Raw genomic sequence first — 16487 nt, forward strand, 5'->3', positions numbered from 1 at the left:
GCGCCGCCCACGCCCATGCCGATCCGGCTCGACATGCGGTGTGCCTCGTCCGTTTTACCGATCACTGCAGGATCCGTATCGCCTCTGACGTGTGAGAACAGGTCGCGTAAGCGCTGGCGACGTCAGGATGGCTGGGTGGACGTGAGGACGTCTCCCGGCCGGGGGCGGCGATGACTGCGTAGGGCAGAACCAAGAGCGCTTGTCGGTAGTCAAGAGTTGTGGATCAGGGAAGAGTGAGGCCGGCGATGTCGAGCTCGGTGCGCAGGGTGTGGATGCGGTCGTCGAGCCAGGGGTGGCCGGCGTCGCGGATCAGGGCGGCGATGGCGGCGTTGATCGTGGTGGCGCGCAGGTCGAGGTTGGCGAGGAGCCGGTGGGCGAGGTCGATTTCGTCGTCGGCCTGGGGGGCGTAGAAGGCGGCGGCGAGGGCGCGCAGGGCTTGGTTATGTGCGGCATCGCCGGATTTGGCGTGCTGTTCGGCTTCCGTGCGTCCGGCGAGGTATGCGGCGGCCGCGCGTTCGGGTTCTCCCTACGGCCACCACAGGTCGCCCAGGACGCGCTGGTGGCGTCCTTCCCATCCCAGGGTCTGGGTGGCGGCGTGTGCGGAGGGGAAGTCTCCGGCGAGCCGGGCTGCCTGGGCGAGACCGCGTCGGGCGCCGGGGCCGGGCGGCCGTTGTCATCGGCGACCTGCTGGTATCCGCGGCGTGATTCCTGGCTGTGGCCGATGTCGTGGTAGGCCGTGGCCCGGTAGTACAGGGCCGTCTCCTCGAGGGCGGCGGGCAGCAGGCGGGTGTCGAGCACGGCGGTCAGTCGCTCCACGGTGCGGGTGCTGTGTTCGTGCTGGCGGCCGGTGAGGGTGCTGAGGAGTTCGACCAGGGTGTCGGCTGGAGCCGCGCCGACTGGCAGCGCGCCGCCGAACGCGCGTTCACCGCTCTCGGCGAGCAGTGGCGAGACGGCCCCGACCGCGACCGGCTCCTCCTGGTCGGCTGCCTGCGCCAAGGCCTGCGCCTGGCCGACGCCCACCGTCTGGAGCTGGGCTGGCTCACCGACGCGGCCTGGGCCTACATCGGCGATTCCGTCTGGGAGCCGATCGCCCCGCCCGACACCGGCGACCGCCTGGACACAGCCGCGTCGTCGACGCCGCGGACGGTGAAGCGGATCAGTCCGTGCAGGTGGTACGGCCAGAGCCCGAAGGGGTTCTCGCACAAGAGACTGGGCCCCTGGAAACAGGAGGCCCGGCAGCTGACGCCACCAAGCCTACGAAGATCCCTCTGCGTCGCCACCGGTGTCGGCCGCCTGCCCGTTCGGTTGCACCGGCGTTCCCCCGCCGGACAGCCCCCACAACCGTCGCCTTTTCGACCCCGACTGGCGGCGTCGACGGACGCCGCTCACGCGATGACGACGACCCTGAGCAGTAGGCACGCACCCACCCAAACTCCATGGACTAAGCGGCAGGGTCGCGATGGACGCATCCATCCGGACCGTGGCCATGGCACGCGACGGATGCCCGGCCGACCCGGGAGGACGGCCGGCGCGCAGGCGTGGGCCAGCCTGGATTGAGGTCCGGCAGGCTGCGGGCATTGCCCGGCTATGACCCGCATTTTCGCAACAGACCCTCGGCGGCTGGGACCGGACCGTCGGCACTTAGGACTGGGATCAGAATGAGGTGCTCGCCGCTCGGGAATGACGGGATGTTGTCGGTTGGCGTTGTTACCCGCCAGACAGGGGGTGGGTGCGGCCGAGACGCGTGGTGGGAGCAAGCCGTGGCTGGTCGAGGACGGTCTGTGGGAGCGGATCGAACCGCTGCTGCCGGTGGTCGAGCGGCGCTTCCGGTATCCGGGGCGTCGGTCGATGAACGCCGGGTGCTGTGCGGGATCTTGTTCGTGCTGTACACCGGCATCCCGTGGCGGCATCTGCCGCAAGCGCTCGGCTTCGGCTCTGGGGTGACCTGCTGGTGACGGCTGCGGGACTGGAACGAGGCCGGGGTCTGGCAACGCCTGCACGAGCTGCTGCTGCTCGAACTGCGGGCGGCCGGGATGCTGGACCTGTCCCGCACCGCTGTCGACTCTTCGCACGTGCGCGCGATGAAGGGCGGCCCGGCCACCGGACGCTCCCCGGTGGACCGAGGCAAGACTGGCAGCAAGCACCACGTGATTGTCGAGGCGCACGGCCTCCCTCTGGCGGTGACGCTGACCGGGGGAAACCGCAATGACGTCACCGAACTGATCCCGCTGATCCAGGCCGTTCCGCCGATCCGTGGCAGGAGCGTCCAACCGCTGCGCCGCCCGAAACGCGTCTACGCCGACCGGGGCTACGACCACGACGTCTACCGTGACCGGGTCCGCAGGTTCGTGATCATGCCGGTCATTGCCCGACGCGGCACCGAACACGGTTCCGGTCTCGGGGTCTACCGCTGGGTCGTGGAGGGTGCGATCGCGCTGCTGCACTGGTTCCGGCGCCTGCGCATTCGCTGGGAGATCCGCGACGACATCCACCAAGCCTTCGTCACCTTGGGCTGCGCCGTCATCTGCTGGCGTCGGCTGAAGACCTCGTTCTGATCCTATTCCTGGGGCGGGGCGTCGTTGTCGCCGCCGAAGTCGGGTATGTCGGTGGACAGCAGGTGTTCGGCGCCGTGTTCGAGGGTCTTGGCTGTCTCGGTGGAGCGGGGGAGCATGGTCTTCTCGTAGGTGCGGATGGCGTCGTCGACGGTGGCGGCGTTCGCGAGGGCGAGGGCGAGTTCGCTGGCATCGAGCATGGCGAGGTTGACGCCGACGCCGAGCGGGGGCATGAGGTGGGCTGCGTCGCCGAGCAGGGTCACCGTCGCATTGTGTTCCCAGGTGTGCGGGACCGGAAGGGCGAGGATCGGGCGGTCGATGTAGGGGCCGTCGTTTTCGGTGATCATCTGGCGCATGCGGGGCGACCAGTGGGCGTACTCGTCGCGTAGCACGGCGCGGATGCCGTCGGTGTCCTCGGCGGTCAGCCCGTGGGTGCTGATCCAGTCGACCGGGACGCGTTGGATGATGTAGACGCGGATGTGGTTTCCGCTGTTGCGCTGGGCGAACAGGCCGCGTTCGCCGTCGGCCGCGTGGGCGCCGCCTGAACCGACCAGCTCGGCAATCTCGGGGTGTCGGTTCTCGACGTCGGAGAACCGTGCTTCCAGGAAGCTGACCCCGGTGTACTCGGGGGTGGCGGGAGACACGGCCGGGCGTACCCGGGAGAAGGCGCCGTCGGCGCCGATGACCAGATCGGTCTCGATGCTCGTACCGTCGGCGAAGTGCAATCGCCGCGGCCCGTCGGCGGGTCCGCTGATCATGTCGAGGGCGCGGCCCCAGTGCACGGTTCCCGGCTGCACGGAGTCGAGCAGCAGGTTGCGCAGCTGGCCGCGATCGATTTCCGGCTTGAAGAGCTCGTCGGGCGCCGGGACTTGATGGGACGTGATCGTGCCGGTCGGGTCCATCAGGCGCATTTCCTGCCCTTCGGGACGGGCGAGGGCGAAGAAGTCGTCGAGCAGGCCGGCTTCGCGCAGGGCGACCTGGCCGTTGTCGGCGTGCAGGTCGAGGGTGCCGCCCTGGTTGCGGGCGTCGGGGCCCGGGTCGCGGTCGTAGACGGTGACCGCAATGCCGCGCTGCTGGAGGATGCGGGCGCAGGTCAGTCCGCCGGGTCCGGCGCCGATGATGCTGATGCTGGCGTTGGCGGGCTCTGGGGAGTTCATGGTTGTTCCTTCGAGTCGGCGAAGAGGAGTCATCGGCGAACAGGGCGGGGCGGGGCACTCCGGCGTCGGTTTCGGTCATGGACCTGCCTCGAGCGTCCCCTTGATGGACAGGACGGCGACGGGCGGTGCGGTGCAGACGATGACCATGCCGGCACGGACGTGCCGCTCAGGTGCCCACAACCTCATAAAATCAGAACGAGCAAAAAAGTGCAACGACTCTACTTAGTGATCGATTCGACTATCGGATACGCTCTAGCCATGACCGTGCACCCCGTCAGCCGCCGCGACCGCAAGAAGGCGGCCACCCGGCAGGCAATCGCCGACGCCGCACTGCAGCTCTTTCTGGAGCGTGGCTACGATCAAGTAGGCATCCGTGACATCGCCGACGCCGCCGACGTATCGACCGCTACGGTCTTCAAGCACTTCAGCGGCAAGGAAGCGCTGGTATTCGACCAGGACCAGGACCGGGAGTCAGAACTGATCGCCGCGGTGCGGGAGCGACCCACCGGTCAGAGCATCCTCGACGCCCTCCGACAGCACGTCCTCGACACCTGGCCCTCGATGGAGGCACATCCCCAGGCGGCCGAGTTCACCCACCTGGTGGACTCCACGCCGGTGCTGCGCGCGTACGCCGAACGCATGTGGACCCGGTACACCGACAGCCTCAGCGCAGCCATCGCCGACGAGTTCGGCGTGGACCACGACGACCTCGCATGTGTGGCTCTTGCTCGATTCGTACTCGACATCCCGGCCCTCGCTCGCGGTCGACAGGACCGCCGAGCCGCCGTCGAGGCAGTCTTCGACATCCTCACACACGGCTGGGAACCCCCCAGCAAGCCGCCTGCGCCATAGCCCCCATGGGTTTTCGGCCGCAGCCACCCCTTGGCCACGGCAATGAGAACTGACACGCCCTCATCCCCGAGCAGGGAGCACCTCGTTCTGATCCCAGCCCTTATACGGACTATGACGAAAGCTTTCTCAGGTAGTCGACGGCGGCAAGGTCGTCGTTGTCATGGCCGGCCGCGACGGTCACGCGCAGGCGGTCCCGGACGGCCTGGAGCAGAGGGGTGGGGGTGGCGGCTGCCGCGGCCAGTTCGATGTCTTTCAGGGCGAGTTGCACCGCAAAACCGGGCGCGTACGATGAGTCATCCATGGCGCCCACTTTCTGCAACTCGTACGGCATGGCGAGCGGGCCGGCCTCGAGCACCCGGACAAACGTCGTGTGGTCGATGCCGAGTGCGTCGCACAGCGCGAGGACGTCGCTCATGGCGACCGTCGAGGCGGCCATCCAGGCGTTGACCACGAGCTTGACGGCGCTGCCCTCGACCTCCGTCCCGACGTGGAGCACGGACGAGCCGAGATCGTCGAGCACAGGACGCGCCCGCGAAAGGACGTCCTCAGCGCCGGCAACCAGCCAGACAAGCTTGCCCTGCTGAGCGGGAGCGGTGCTTCCCGAGACCGGTGCGTCGAGGTACGCAACACCGTGATCACGAGCCAGGCCTGCCAGCAGGCCGGCGTATCGTGGTCCCACCGTGCTCGCCTGCACCCAGATGGCATCGTTGTCGAGCCGGCCGATGGCATCTGACATGACCTCCGTGACCGCATCGCCGTCACGGAGCACAGTGACGACGACGGACGCGCCGGAGACGGCATCTCCCACCGCCCTTACTGCCGTGACCCCGGCAGCGTGGTCCGCCGCCGCACGGGCCCTCTGCTCCGTCCGGTTCCAGAGTCGTACCTCGTGGCCGGTTTCGCCGAGCCGCGTCGCCATCGCGGCTCCGAGTGCACCTGCCCCGAGAACAGCGACGGTGGAAGTGTGAGACATGGAAGACCCCTTCTCTGATCCCCCTAGTCCATGTTCCGCCGACAACCCGAGTCTTTCCTGTCAAGGAAACCTCCAGCGGTAGGCAGCACAGCGCGTCCATCGCCGCGGGCAGCCGGACATTCAGGTCCCAGGCGCGGGCGTCTTCGCCACGGACGCGCACGGTCCGGTGTTGCGTCGTGGGCTCAGCTCACCGCAACGCCGTAGGGGCTGTCACCGAGGGTGACAGCCCCTACGGCGTTGCGGGATGTCGGATCGAATGCCTTTGAGAGTGCCCGCTACCTGGTTCGTGACGTCGGCCGGAACCGATGGCCTCTGCAACGCGTTCAGCGGCGGCCGCGGCCGCGGCCGCGGCCATGGCGCACGGGCCGCGGCAGCCGAGTCGCGAGCACATCGGCCAGCCGGTGCTGGGTGGGGTCGGCGCAGCGGACGGACTCCGTCAGCACCGCGCTGGTCGGCCAGGCCCACCATGGGTGCGGCCAGCCGCAGGGGCACCCTGGACCGGTGCCCTGCCGCCCCAGCCACACCGTCTCCAGCCGCAGCCGCTCACCGGTCGGTTCCCGTCACGGCCCGGGCAGCCTCTCCGCGGGGTCAGGGCGCCCGGCGGACGAGCCGGTACCGGCTCGGAGGCTGGACCAAGCAGCACCACCTGGTCTTGGGCGGCATACTTACGCAGCACCGGCCAGGACGCGACTGGCACGCTGCTGTCGGCCTAGAGCCCTTCTGATGGTTCCTGGACCGTGGCGCGGAGCCAGATGACGATCGCGGTGACGGTCAGGGTGCCGTTGAAGACGTACTCGCGTTTGTCGTTCCGGGTGGCCACCGCGCGGAACTGCTTCCACTTGTTTCACGCACCGCTCAACGGCGTTGCGACGGCGGTACTGGGCTTTGTCGAAGGCCGGGGGTCGGCCACCGGCCTGTCCCCGGCGCTTGCGGTCAGCTCGCTGGTCGTCGGGCTGAGCGATGCTGGCCTTGATCCCACGCCGCCGCAGGTAGGCGCGGTTGTCCCGGCCGGAGTACGCCTCGTCGCCGCGCACCCGGTCCGGCCGGCTGCGCGGGCGGCCCGTGCCGCGGCGCCGGATGCGTAAGCCGTCCAGCACCGGAGCGAACATCGGACTGCCACCCCGCTGCCCGGGCGAGGCCAGCCAGTGCAGCGGGCGGGCCCGGCACGTCCTCGTTCGGCTTCCAGGGCCCGAGCTGCCCGGCAGCGGGGACCGGCAGCGGCAGTTCCTGGACGTCCTGGAGGACCAGGTGCCAGGTGCCGGCCTGCGCCCACGGCGTGCAGGGCTCGGAGCCCTCGGGGTCCTGGTGGGAGTCGACCAGGCGCGCGATGCCGATCACGGCTCCGGTGGTCAGCTCCCGGCCGAGGATAGTGCGGGCGATCAGCGGGACGAGCAGGGCGGCCCGGTCGATCCGCCGGCCCGCGTGCAGGAGCATCCAGCCTCGCCAGCTCCAGGGCCTGGGGCGATTCTCCATGCCCTTGGCGCCGGTCAGGATGCAGGTGGCGTGCGGCTGCTGAACGCTGATGCCCCGGATCCAGTCGCCCTGAGGGAGGGTCGCAGTGCTCATGCTGCCTGCCCCCATACGGCCGTTCCCGGGCGCCCAGCGCGGCGGCCATTGATGGACGGCACCGTGGTGTGCGCGGGCGAGGCGACGGCCGCGCGGCCCGAGTGCTTGCCGTCGTACAGGGCCGCGTCGGCGGCCCGCTGCAGCACGGTCAGGTCGCGGGAGCCGACCGCGTGCGGGGTCGCGGCGCCGACCGATGCGGCGACGTCGACGGTGCGGCCGTCCTCGAGGACGACGGGGGCGTGCAGCGTGCGGACCAGCTGCGCCAGGCGCTGTTGCAGGCGCGCGGCGGGCAGCGCCAGGACCACGGCGAACTCATCGCCTGCGAGGCGGCCGACGGATGCGCGCGGCCCCGCCCACGCGGTGAGCCGGGCGGCGGTCGTGGCCAGGACTGTGTCCCCGGCCGGGTGCCCGAAGTCGTCGTTCACGGACTTGAAGTGGTCCTGGTCGACGATGACCACGGCCGTGTCGGCGCCGTGGCGGGCCAGGAGTCGGCGGGCGCGGGCGGTGTAGGAGTCGCGGCGCAGCAGACCGGTCAGCGGATCCTTCCGTGTGGCGGCGAGCCGCTTGTGCAGTGCGCCCGCGTGCACCGCCCAGCCGGTCAACGGCACGGCGGCGGTGGTCAGAAGGAGTGCGCGCGAGCCGATCCGGCCCCGGTGGTGCAGGACGGCGTCCATACTGTGGATCTCCCTCTCGTCTCGTACGGGTTGGGTGGGCCCGGGGCAGGCGACGGTTTCCACGCCTGGACGCCTGTCCCGGGGCAGCGCTACAGCTCGAAGGGGCTGGAGTCGAGCCAGCTGTACGGGCTCCTCCAGGGGCCGGCCTTCGCGGCGGGCCAGTCGAGCTCCCAGCCGGGCCGGTATCCGCAGGCGCCCCAGCCGTCCGGGCGCCCGTGGGGAATCTCGAGTGCGGCCTCCGCTGCGGCGCGTGCCGCGTCGTAGACCTCGTGAGCGGCCTTGACGGCGGCGCTACGGCTGCCGGCCTGGCCGGTGACGACGTGCACGCCTTCCAGGCCGGGGAGCTCGGTGCTCCGTATGGGGACGTCGACCTCGAAGTAGGGCAGGGCCATGACGTCCATCTCCTCTCGTGATCGCGGCGGTTGAGGGACCACCGCGACCGCCCCGGCCCCAGACGGTGACCGGATCCGGGGCAGCACGGAGGGTCCGTCAGCCTCGGATCGCTTCGAGGGCCTGCCCTTCGAGGTCGGCGCGCCCTTCGGGGTCGTCGTCCTGGTCGTCGGCGTTGTTCGGGCCGTGGACGGTGCAGACGATGTCCTCGTCGTCGTCCAGGTCGCCGTTCAGCGCGCGGAACAGGCAGGTGACGCTGTAGGCGGGCACCCAGGCGTAGCCGTCGCATTCGTCGTCGTGCGGGCACGGCACCATCACGTCGAACCCGACGTCGCCCTCGCTGTCCACGTCGGTGCGCAGGGCGACGGTGAGGTACTGGTGACCGAGGCGGATCTCCGCGACGCGGTCGCCGCCGGCGACGTTCGAGCCGGGCTTCCAGCGCCACAGCGGCAGGATCTCCTCTCCGAACACCCGGGAGGCGAGGTTCAGGTCACCGAGGCCGGCGCCACCGTCCAGCCCGAGGTCGGCCTGCCGGGCCTCGCTCAGGCGTTTTGGGAACGGCAGCAGCCGGTAGAGGCTGTCGGAGAAAACGATCTCGGGGAAGCCCTCCGACGTGAGGGTCCGGTGCGAAGCGACCATGTCCTGGCACTGCCTGATGACCGTGGTCTCCGGCACCGTGCGGTTGGCCGGCCGCGGGCACTGCCGCTCGATGCAGACGCTGCCAGGGGTGGCGACCATGACCGCGATGGGCAGCATGTTGTGCCGCTTGGCGGCGGCGACCAGCGGCTCCCTGTCGGCCCGGGTCACGTTGGTCGCGTTCCCTGGCAAGTCGTTGTGTTCGATTGCTGAAGCCCCGGACTCCCGCATGGGAATGACAGCCGTGGGTCGATGCAACCGTGGTCGGCCCCGAGATTGATCACGATGGCGGGTCGCCCTCTGCTCTGACCGCAGCGTTCTGCCGAGCTTCTCTCACGGGGTGCCGAGAGCCGTGGTCTGGTCGTTATGAGCCGGCGAGACCGCGGAACGTGGGAGAGCGGAACGGTGAGAGGATTTCGAGCGTGATGGCAAGAACCAGTGACATCGAGAAGGCGGCCAGTGTGCTGCGCGCCGGCGGCTTGGTGGCCCTCCCAACCGAAACCGTCTACGGACTGGGCGCCAACGCCGAAGACCCCGCTGCCGTCTCGCGCATCTTCCAGGCCAAGGGGCGTCCACCCTCCCATCCGCTGATCGTCCATATCGGCGGCGCGCAGCATCTGGACGACTGGGTCCAGGACGTGCCCGCCACGGCGCGCCTGCTGGCCGAGCACTTCTGGCCGGGGCCGCTCACGCTGGTCCTGCGGCGTGGTCGGCGCGTGCCTCTGGAAGCCACGGGTGGCCTGGAGACGGTGGCCGTGCGTGTGCCCGACCACCCCGTTGCCCTCGCGCTGCTGTCAGCCTTCGGCGGCGGTGTCACCGCCCCGTCCGCCAATCGCTTCGGCTCGGTGAGTCCCACCACGGCCAGCCACGTCCGGGCGGAGCTCGGGAATGCCGTCGACTTCGTCCTGGACGGCGGTCCCTGCGGCGTCGGCGTCGAGTCGACCATCGTCGACGTCATGGGTGAGACCCCGGCCATCCTCCGGCCCGGCGGAGTGACCCGCGAGGACCTCGAAGCGGTGCTGGGGTATCCGATCGAGGTCCCGTCCACGAGCCATGTCCGGGTGCCGGGTCAGCACCCCTCGCACTACGCGCCGTCTGCGCGGGTCGTCCTGGTCGAGCCGGAGAAGGTCGTCGACGAGGCGCGGCTCGCGCAGGAGCAGGGGCACCAGGTCGGCGTCCTGCTTCCCCCGTCCCTCGCCGACACCCCGGTGAAGGCGCACGCAGTAGTGGATGTCCCAGCGTCCCTGGCCGACTACGCGCGCGAGCTGTACGGGTTCCTGCGCGAACTCGACCGGCGGGGGTGCGACCTCATCGTCGCCTCCTTGCCGGGGGAGGAGGGGCTGGGACTGGCGATCGCCAACCGGCTGCGCCGCGCCGCGGGACCCCGGCCCACCGCGTGACCAGCACCGACATTGAACCTTTTCGCGTCACCGGACGCGATTGATCTGCTCCTCTGTGCACAATGCCCTCGTGCAACTGCTGCCCATTCCTTGCCCCGCCCACCTCATTCCGGACGCCACCGGCACCGACGCCTTCCACGACGTGTACCGGACGGCCATGGCGCAGCAGGCTGTGTTCGTCGCCATCGAATCCGAAAGACGTCAGCGGTGGACCGTGAAGGCGGACACGCTCACTGCCGGCTCCGGCCACGCTGTCGACGATGCCGTGAACGATGCGGTCCGGGCCGCGATCACCTGCCTGGTCGAAAACCGTGAGGTCGACCTGGACGCCTACGCAGGCCCGATCTACTTCATGATGCACGGCGTGCGGAGCGAAGACCGAGCCCGCGAACTAGCGGCTGCACTCCACGCCGCCCTATACGGAGACCTGGGACCCCTGACCCGCGCTGTGCCTCCCGTGTCCTGACGGCCGACCGCGGCAGATCGAGCTGAGGGGCCGCGCCGCAGCGGTCAGGACGCCGTGGGCATAGCCGCGTCGAGGCCGCGAGCGGCGACGAGCTGGGCACTGCCGTCGGCCAGGCGGTAGCGCAGGCCCACCACGGCGGTCTGGCCGGCAGACCTTGTCGGTGAGGACCCGGGAGCGGTCCAGCAGCAGGTCGGCGGTGTGCCTTGTGTGCTCGGCGAGGATCTCCTCCGGCTCAACCCGTCCGGCGGCCCGGGCGGCCAGCACGCTGGGGGTCACCCGCTCGACGACGTCCCGGACGGTACCCAGCCGGCGTCACGCCGTCCTCCAGCGCGGCGCACGCCGCGCCGACCGCGCCGCACGAGCCGTGCGCGAGGATCACGACCAGCGGGCAGCCCGGCACCTCCACGCCGAACTCGATGCTGCCCGGCACCTCCGGGCCCATGACGTGGCCGGCGGGGCGCACCACGAACAAGTCGCCCAGACCTCGGTCGAAGATGATCTCGGCGGCCAGCCGCGAGTCGGAACACCCGAACAGCACGGCGAAGGGCTGCTGGGACGGTGCGGTCTCGGCGCGGCGAGCGGCGTCCTGGTTCGGGTGCTCTGATGTGCATGCGGCACCGTGAGCTGTTCGTGAAGCTGGGGCGCCCGCCGCTGAAGGAGTTCCTCGCCCATCGGCTCGTTCGGCCGTTGCCGGGGTTCGGCCTGTGCTCCGTGGACGCCTGCCACCGGCACCGGGCGAACGGCTCGAACCTGTGCTGCCCACCGCACTGGGTGAGGTGGAAGGAGGCACAGGCCCGCGGTGTCGACTTCGAGCAGTGGTGCCGCACGGAGCCCGGCACTTCTGAAACCACCGCGGTGAGCCTCCGTGGCCTGCCGGTCCTGGTGACCGCCGAGGTCCTCTACGCGCTCCAGGCTCGCACGGACGCCGAGGTCAAGAGCCCGCCCATCCTCCTGCGAGGCATCGTCCAGCATCTGCGAGAGCAGCGCGTCGAACAGTTCGACGGCGTCCAGGTCCGCCGCAACACCCACCTGGCCGGCACGGCCATCGCCATGCGCCGCACGCTCGCGGCGGCCATCTCCACTCCGGAACTGGAGCAGATCAAGGACGTCTGGAACATGGCCGCCTTCGGCCTGGGCCAGTGGCGGAGGCTGGACTTCACCCCGCTGCACCAGGAATGGATGCGGCGGGCCTGCAAGACGTGGGTGCTGGACGAGATTCCCCGCCGCTACGGTAAGAACATCCCCAACCGTCTCTCCGAGATGATCCTCTGCCTCCGCTTCCTCTCGCAGAGCATGGTCCGCTCCCGTGAGGACCGCGGGGAGACCATGGCCGCGCTCGGCCGCAGCGACATCGAGGCGTTCACCCCGTACGTGGCCCACCTGGAACACACCGGCGAGGTCAGCTCCTTCCGCCGCACGACGGTCTTCTGGTTCACCGGCCGTTTCCTGCGCGAGATCCGCGACATGGGCCTGACCGCCCCGGCGAGTTCCTCGCCGATCTGCCCGATGACTTCGCGCTGCGCAGGCACGGCATGCCGCCGGTCATCGCCGAGGAGGGACCGGGCCGGGCCCTGCCGAGGGAGATCCTCACCCAGCTCTGCGAGCGGCTGCCGTCCCTGGACCAGATCCGCGACGGCAGCGAGGACATGCGCAACGCGATCGAGGTCCTCGTCGATACCGGACGGCGTCCCGAAACGAGATCGGCTGCTTGCCCTGGGACTGCCTGGAGACGGATGAGCATGGCAGGTCCGTGCTCATCTACACCGACTTCAAGAACAACCGGACCGGCTGCCGTCTGCCGATCCCGGACTCCACCGCTGAAATCATCGTCAGGTAGAAGAAGTCCATCCGCGCCCGCTTCCCGGGCACCGAGCTGTCCAAGCTGGTCCTCTTCCCCCGGCACCGGCAGAACTCCGAGGGAACCCAGCCGTTCCGCATAGAGCACATCGGTAACGTCCACCGCCGCCGGGTCGACGCCATGCCGCCCCTGCTTCTCGCCGCCGGCACCGAGTTCTCCAAGCTGGAAGTCGTTCCCTGCTCCTACCGGCACTGCTACGCGCAACGGCACGCGGACGCCGGAACCCTGCCCGACGTGCTCCGTGAACTCATGGGTCACAGATCATTGCAAACTGCACAAACCTACTATCGGGTGACCGAGAAGCGGACCCGGTCCGCGGGCGACAAGCGCGTCTCGCACCAGTTCGACCGGCACGGCAACCGGATCTGGACCGAGGCCCGCCAGCTCCTGGAGCACGAGCACGCCCGCCTGCGGATCGGTCAAGTCTCCGTGCCCTACGGCATCTGCGTCGAGCCGAGCAACGTCAAGGCCGGCGGCCATGGCTGCCCGTTCCGGTTCCGCTGCGTTGGTTGCGATCACTTCCGCACCGACCCGTCGTAGGTGCCCGAGCTGCGGGCCTACCTCGACGCACTGCTGCGAGACCGCGAACGCCTCGCCGCGGCGACCGAACTGGACGACAGGGCCCGCACCGAATCGACTCCGTCCGAGGTGGAGATCAAGCGCATCCGGACCCTGATCCGCCGTGTCGAGACCGACCTCGAAGGGCTCACGGACGACGAGCGTGAACAGATCAAGGAGGCCACCCGCACCCTTCGGAAGACCCGAACCGTCTCCCTCGGAATGCCCGGCGTCCGGGCACCCGAGCCGGACCTGCGGCTGGACCGCGACGCATGACCGCGTCACCGGACCACCTGGCCGAGGCACGGGCCGCGGACTCCGAACGCCGCCGGGCCCGAGTCTTCAAGGCCCTCGACCAGTTCGCCGCCCACGGTGAGGAGGTCACCGTCTCCGCGGTCGCCCGCGCGGCCGGCGTCCACCGCAGGCCTGATTCACCGCCACGGCGACCTGCACGCTGCCGTCCTTGCCCGCGCCGCCGAACCCGCCGCCCGGTACTGCCGCCGGGTCCCAGGTCAGCCGCCAGTCGCTGCTGGCCGACGTCGCGAACCTCACGGCCCGCAACGGCTGTCTCTGCGCGCACATCACCCGGCTCGAACGACGCCTGTCCGAAGCGCTCGGACAGGCCGTCTGGGAAGCCTCCGGGCTCGGTGCCCCCGCCGACGTCGAAACACTCACCCGTCGGATCGGCGAGCTGGAGCAGCGGATCCTCGACCTCCGCTCCGAACTCGCCGAGCGCGACGAGGACCTCGCCGCCGCACGCGCCGCGAACCGGGACTTGATGGCTCAGCTGAACAGCTGACGGGGTGGTTCCGGAAAACGCGGGAGACGTGTCTTCTGCCGGCGGCAGAACACCGGCCCCACCGGGCTCGGCGATCACTACAGTCCGAGCTCATGACGACAGTTACCACGCGCATGGTCGAATACGCGGCCGACGGCCTGACGATGATCGGGCACCTCGCACTCCCGGCCGGTGCCGGCCGCCGGCCCGCGGTCCTGGTCGGGCCCGAGGGGGTGGGGCTCAGCGACGTCGAGCGCCGCCGAGCCGATGCGCTCGCCGAACTGGGATACGTGGCGCTGGCCTTCGACCTCCACGGAGGTCGCTACTTGGGCGATCCCGAGGAGATGCTGGCCCGTTGCATGCCGCTGCTCGCCGACCCCGACCGGATGCGAGGCATCGGCCACGCGGCGCTCGACGTGCTCCGCGCCGAGCCGCGAACCGACCCCGACCAGATCGCCGCCGTCGGCTATGGCACCGGGGGCGCAATCGCGCTGGAACTCGGTCGTGATGGCGTCGACCTGCGCGCGATCGGGACAGTCAACGCACTGACCACGGGCCGACCGGGTGAGGCGGCGCGCATCCGCTGCCCAGTGTGGGCCGGGGTCGGGTCGGAAGACCCGATCATGCCGCCCGCGCAACGGGACGCGTTCACCGCAGAGATGCAGGCTGCGGGTGTCGACTGGCGCCTCGTGGTCTACGGCGGCGCCTTGCACGCCTTCCACCACCCACCGGTCGACCACACCGTGCGTCCCGGCGTCGGCTACCACCCACGGCACGCACAGCGAGCTTGGCGTGACGTCGTCAACCTGCTCGCCGAGTGCCTGCCCATAACGGAGTGATCTGGTCGGCAACCGCGATTCCGGACCGCAAGCCCAAGCCGCTCGACCGGCCCCCTTTGCCAAGCTCGGCCACCCGCCGCCGGTGCTTACCGGTCACCACGGCAGGTTTCCGGCGCATTCCGGTCCTGCCCCTGACGAAGCCGTCGCCATCACCCCCAACACACCGGGGCAGCGGCGTTGGTCGCCAGGTGCACAGTGTTGTCAGCAACGATGACCAGGGCATTCGCCAGACCGGACGGCACGGCCAGGGGCGACCCCTGGTTCTTCTGCACGTCGGCCCAAGCGACCCGACGTGAGGCAGGCGCCAGCAGGTTCCGCGCCCAGACCAGGTACTTCGCGACCCGATAGCGGTCCAGGACAACGAGCGTCGCCGCGATCACCGCAAGTGTGAGCGGGGACTGTGTGATCAGCAGGAACGGCAGCCCGTATGTGGTGCCATGCACGATCGCGGGCCACCACCGCTTGACCTTCTCCGTCGCCATCCACTCCGACTGGATGAGGTAGTCGCCGGCCAGATGCGCCAGCAGGCTCTCGAAGATCAACATCAGGCGGCCACCGCCTCGGTCCGCGACACCTGTCGCTCACCCAACGACCGCGGACACACGCCCCGGAGCTGCACGGTCATCGTGCCTCCCGGGCTCGAACTCCGAGCGACCCCGAGAGAAGCGACGTGGCGGGCCACCGCACGGCGACCGAGAGCGCTGGTGGTCATGGTCGGGCGGGTGGAGTCCGGCGTGGCGGCGGAGCCGTCGGCCACGCCGTACAGGCGCTTGCGCACCGCCGTCTTGGAGCCCTGCACCCAGTTTGTCGCTGCTTTCTTGGCGCGTCTCACATTCCTCAACTCCCGTTAACCGGACATGGGATTAGCTCTTGATGAAGGTCGTGTCGCGGGCCTAGTCCGGCCGCGTGTTGGTGCACTTCTTCTCTGCCGTGGGCTGGCAGTCCTGGGGGTCGATGGCGACCCGTTGATCCCCGAGCGCATGCCGGTGCTGTTTGACGACGACTTCCTGTTCGAGGACGAGGGCGGCCCGCGGGCGACGCGGGCGGTGAACACCTGGCTTCGTACATTGCCGTCGGGCGGGGCGCCGTCGCCGAACTCGTGGCGGGCGTAAGCGCCGGCGGCCCGGGACTGGCTGATGCATCTGCGGCGGCACCGTGTCGCGGTGTTCGGTACGCGGCGGGAGCTGGTGGCCGCGCTCGGTACGTACGCGGACCGTCGGCTGTCAGGGCCGTTGGACGAGCGGCTGGAGCCTGCGTCGTGGGAGTTGCAGGTCACCGCGCTGAGCCGGTTCTACGACTGGGCCGAGAGCGAGGGCCTGGCCGTAGCGGTGCCGTTCACGGTGGCCACCGGCAAGCGGATGGTGCAGGGCCGGCTGGTGGAGACCCGGTGCAACCGGGCCCGGACGCGGCGGCCGAAGCCAGACGTGAAGGTGCAGTATCTGGAGTCGGACTTCGCCGATCTGTTCCGCTACGGCCTGGCCGGGCTGGGCCCGGACGGTCTGGAGAACGCGACGTTCCGCGGCCGCTTCCCGGGCCGGAACGCGGCGACGGGCGGTCTCATGCTGGGCGCCGGGATGCGGAGCCCGGGATTTCACCCACCTGCTGGTCCACGAGGTTCCGCCGCTGCCAGCCGAGCCGACCGAGGTGCCGATCCCGTGGACGGGTCCGGAGCTGGCGGCCAAGGGGCGGAAGTTCCGCACGACGTGGATCGACTACGCCTCGCTGGCGGCGGTGCACTCCTGCATCGCCCTGGACAGGGAGATGTCGCGAGGGTCGTGGCGGCCGAGG

At 70.0% G+C, this 16487-nt stretch carries 17 protein-coding genes and 4 pseudogenes; 11 read left to right on the top strand and 10 right to left on the bottom strand.

Features of this window, described 5'->3' with window-relative positions:
• Window positions 1-199 precede the first annotated feature (199 nt).
• From AB0L59_RS26260 to AB0L59_RS26270, 3 genes and pseudogenes are all read left to right on the top strand, one after another.
• Complete coding sequence (locus AB0L59_RS26260) at window positions 200-733, top strand: hypothetical protein (RefSeq protein ID WP_365588092.1); 534 nt, start codon at window positions 200-202, stop codon at window positions 731-733.
• A gap of 95 nt (window positions 734-828) precedes the next feature.
• Window positions 829-1557, top strand: coding sequence for a hypothetical protein (locus tag AB0L59_RS26265; RefSeq protein ID WP_365588094.1), 729 nt, complete (start codon window positions 829-831; stop codon window positions 1555-1557).
• A gap of 168 nt (window positions 1558-1725) precedes the next feature.
• A pseudogene (locus tag AB0L59_RS26270) lies at window positions 1726-2555 on the top strand (IS5 family transposase).
• Between the two features lie 2 nt (window positions 2556-2557).
• Here AB0L59_RS26270 and AB0L59_RS26275 read toward each other — a convergent pair.
• Complete coding sequence (locus tag AB0L59_RS26275) at window positions 2558-3709, bottom strand: NAD(P)/FAD-dependent oxidoreductase (protein ID WP_365588096.1); 1152 nt, start codon at window positions 3707-3709, stop codon at window positions 2558-2560.
• 258 nt (window positions 3710-3967) lie between these two features.
• Between AB0L59_RS26275 and AB0L59_RS26280 the strand changes: the two genes are divergently transcribed.
• Window positions 3968-4561: a TetR/AcrR family transcriptional regulator gene (locus AB0L59_RS26280; protein ID WP_365588099.1), complete on the top strand. Its 594-nt coding sequence runs from the start codon at window positions 3968-3970 to the stop codon at window positions 4559-4561.
• Window positions 4562-4670: 109 nt separating this feature from the next.
• Here the strand turns inward: AB0L59_RS26280 and AB0L59_RS26285 are convergent, their stop codons facing one another.
• The 6 genes and pseudogenes from AB0L59_RS26285 to AB0L59_RS26310 form a co-directional block, all read right to left on the bottom strand.
• Window positions 4671-5534 carry an NAD(P)-dependent oxidoreductase gene (locus AB0L59_RS26285; protein ID WP_365588102.1) on the bottom strand — a complete coding sequence of 288 codons (864 nt, stop codon included), beginning with the start codon at window positions 5532-5534 and terminating at the stop codon, window positions 4671-4673.
• Window positions 5535-6243: 709 nt separating this feature from the next.
• Window positions 6244-6691: pseudogene (locus AB0L59_RS26290) on the bottom strand (transposase); the annotation flags it as partial.
• A 7-nt stretch (window positions 6692-6698) separates the two neighbouring features.
• Window positions 6699-7100: pseudogene (locus tag AB0L59_RS26295) on the bottom strand (hypothetical protein); the annotation flags it as partial.
• Window positions 7097-7774 carry a GGDEF domain-containing protein gene (locus AB0L59_RS26300; protein WP_365588105.1) on the bottom strand — a complete coding sequence of 226 codons (678 nt, stop codon included), beginning with the start codon at window positions 7772-7774 and terminating at the stop codon, window positions 7097-7099. The gene AB0L59_RS26300 and the pseudogene AB0L59_RS26295, both read right to left, overlap by 4 nt.
• An 89-nt stretch (window positions 7775-7863) precedes the next feature.
• Window positions 7864-8166, bottom strand: a complete 303-nt coding sequence (locus tag AB0L59_RS26305; RefSeq protein WP_365588107.1) for a hypothetical protein — start codon at window positions 8164-8166, stop codon at window positions 7864-7866.
• A gap of 97 nt (window positions 8167-8263) precedes the next feature.
• A complete protein-coding gene (locus AB0L59_RS26310) occupies window positions 8264-8971 on the bottom strand; it encodes an ATP/GTP-binding protein (RefSeq protein WP_365588108.1) in 708 nt (235 codons plus the stop codon).
• Between the two features lie 254 nt (window positions 8972-9225).
• On the opposite strand from AB0L59_RS26310, the gene AB0L59_RS26315 reads away from it, so the two are divergent.
• The gene (locus AB0L59_RS26315) at window positions 9226-10200 is read left to right on the top strand and encodes an L-threonylcarbamoyladenylate synthase (protein WP_365588110.1); all 975 of its coding nucleotides are present in this window, start codon (window positions 9226-9228) and stop codon (window positions 10198-10200) included.
• A gap of 70 nt (window positions 10201-10270) precedes the next feature.
• On the top strand, window positions 10271-10666 hold the full coding sequence (locus AB0L59_RS26320) for a hypothetical protein (RefSeq protein ID WP_365588112.1): 396 nt from the start codon (window positions 10271-10273) through the stop codon (window positions 10664-10666).
• 44 nt (window positions 10667-10710) lie between these two features.
• Here AB0L59_RS26320 and AB0L59_RS26325 read toward each other — a convergent pair.
• Window positions 10711-11204: pseudogene (locus AB0L59_RS26325) on the bottom strand (carbonic anhydrase).
• Window positions 11205-11275: 71 nt separating this feature from the next.
• Here AB0L59_RS26325 and AB0L59_RS26330 point away from each other — a divergent pair.
• Window positions 11276-12403, top strand: a complete 1128-nt coding sequence (locus AB0L59_RS26330; protein ID WP_365588115.1) for a hypothetical protein — start codon at window positions 11276-11278, stop codon at window positions 12401-12403.
• Between the two features lie 21 nt (window positions 12404-12424).
• Here AB0L59_RS26330 and AB0L59_RS26335 read toward each other — a convergent pair whose 3' ends face one another.
• The gene (locus AB0L59_RS26335) at window positions 12425-12547 is read right to left on the bottom strand and encodes a hypothetical protein (protein ID WP_365588118.1); all 123 of its coding nucleotides are present in this window, start codon (window positions 12545-12547) and stop codon (window positions 12425-12427) included.
• A 97-nt stretch (window positions 12548-12644) separates the two neighbouring features.
• On the opposite strand from AB0L59_RS26335, the gene AB0L59_RS26340 reads away from it, so the two are divergent.
• The 4 genes from AB0L59_RS26340 to AB0L59_RS26355 all read left to right on the top strand — a co-directional run bounded on the left by AB0L59_RS26340 (window position 12645) and on the right by AB0L59_RS26355 (window position 14699).
• On the top strand, window positions 12645-13064 hold the full coding sequence (locus AB0L59_RS26340; protein ID WP_365588120.1) for a hypothetical protein: 420 nt from the start codon (window positions 12645-12647) through the stop codon (window positions 13062-13064).
• Window positions 13065-13358 (top strand): transposase, encoded by a 294-nt coding sequence (locus tag AB0L59_RS26345; protein WP_365588123.1) that lies wholly within the window; start codon window positions 13065-13067, stop codon window positions 13356-13358.
• A gap of 187 nt (window positions 13359-13545) precedes the next feature.
• Window positions 13546-13881: a hypothetical protein gene (locus AB0L59_RS26350; RefSeq protein WP_365588126.1), complete on the top strand. Its 336-nt coding sequence runs from the start codon at window positions 13546-13548 to the stop codon at window positions 13879-13881.
• Between the two features lie 92 nt (window positions 13882-13973).
• A complete protein-coding gene (locus AB0L59_RS26355; protein ID WP_365588129.1) occupies window positions 13974-14699 on the top strand; it encodes a dienelactone hydrolase family protein in 726 nt (241 codons plus the stop codon).
• A gap of 149 nt (window positions 14700-14848) precedes the next feature.
• Here AB0L59_RS26355 and AB0L59_RS26360 read toward each other — a convergent pair whose 3' ends face one another.
• Window positions 14849-15244: a DUF3307 domain-containing protein gene (locus AB0L59_RS26360; protein WP_365588130.1), complete on the bottom strand. Its 396-nt coding sequence runs from the start codon at window positions 15242-15244 to the stop codon at window positions 14849-14851.
• Window positions 15245-16487 lie beyond the last annotated feature (1243 nt).

Source organism: Streptomyces sp. NPDC052109 (assembly GCF_040680195.1).
Lineage (GTDB): Bacteria > Actinomycetota > Actinomycetes > Streptomycetales > Streptomycetaceae > Streptomyces.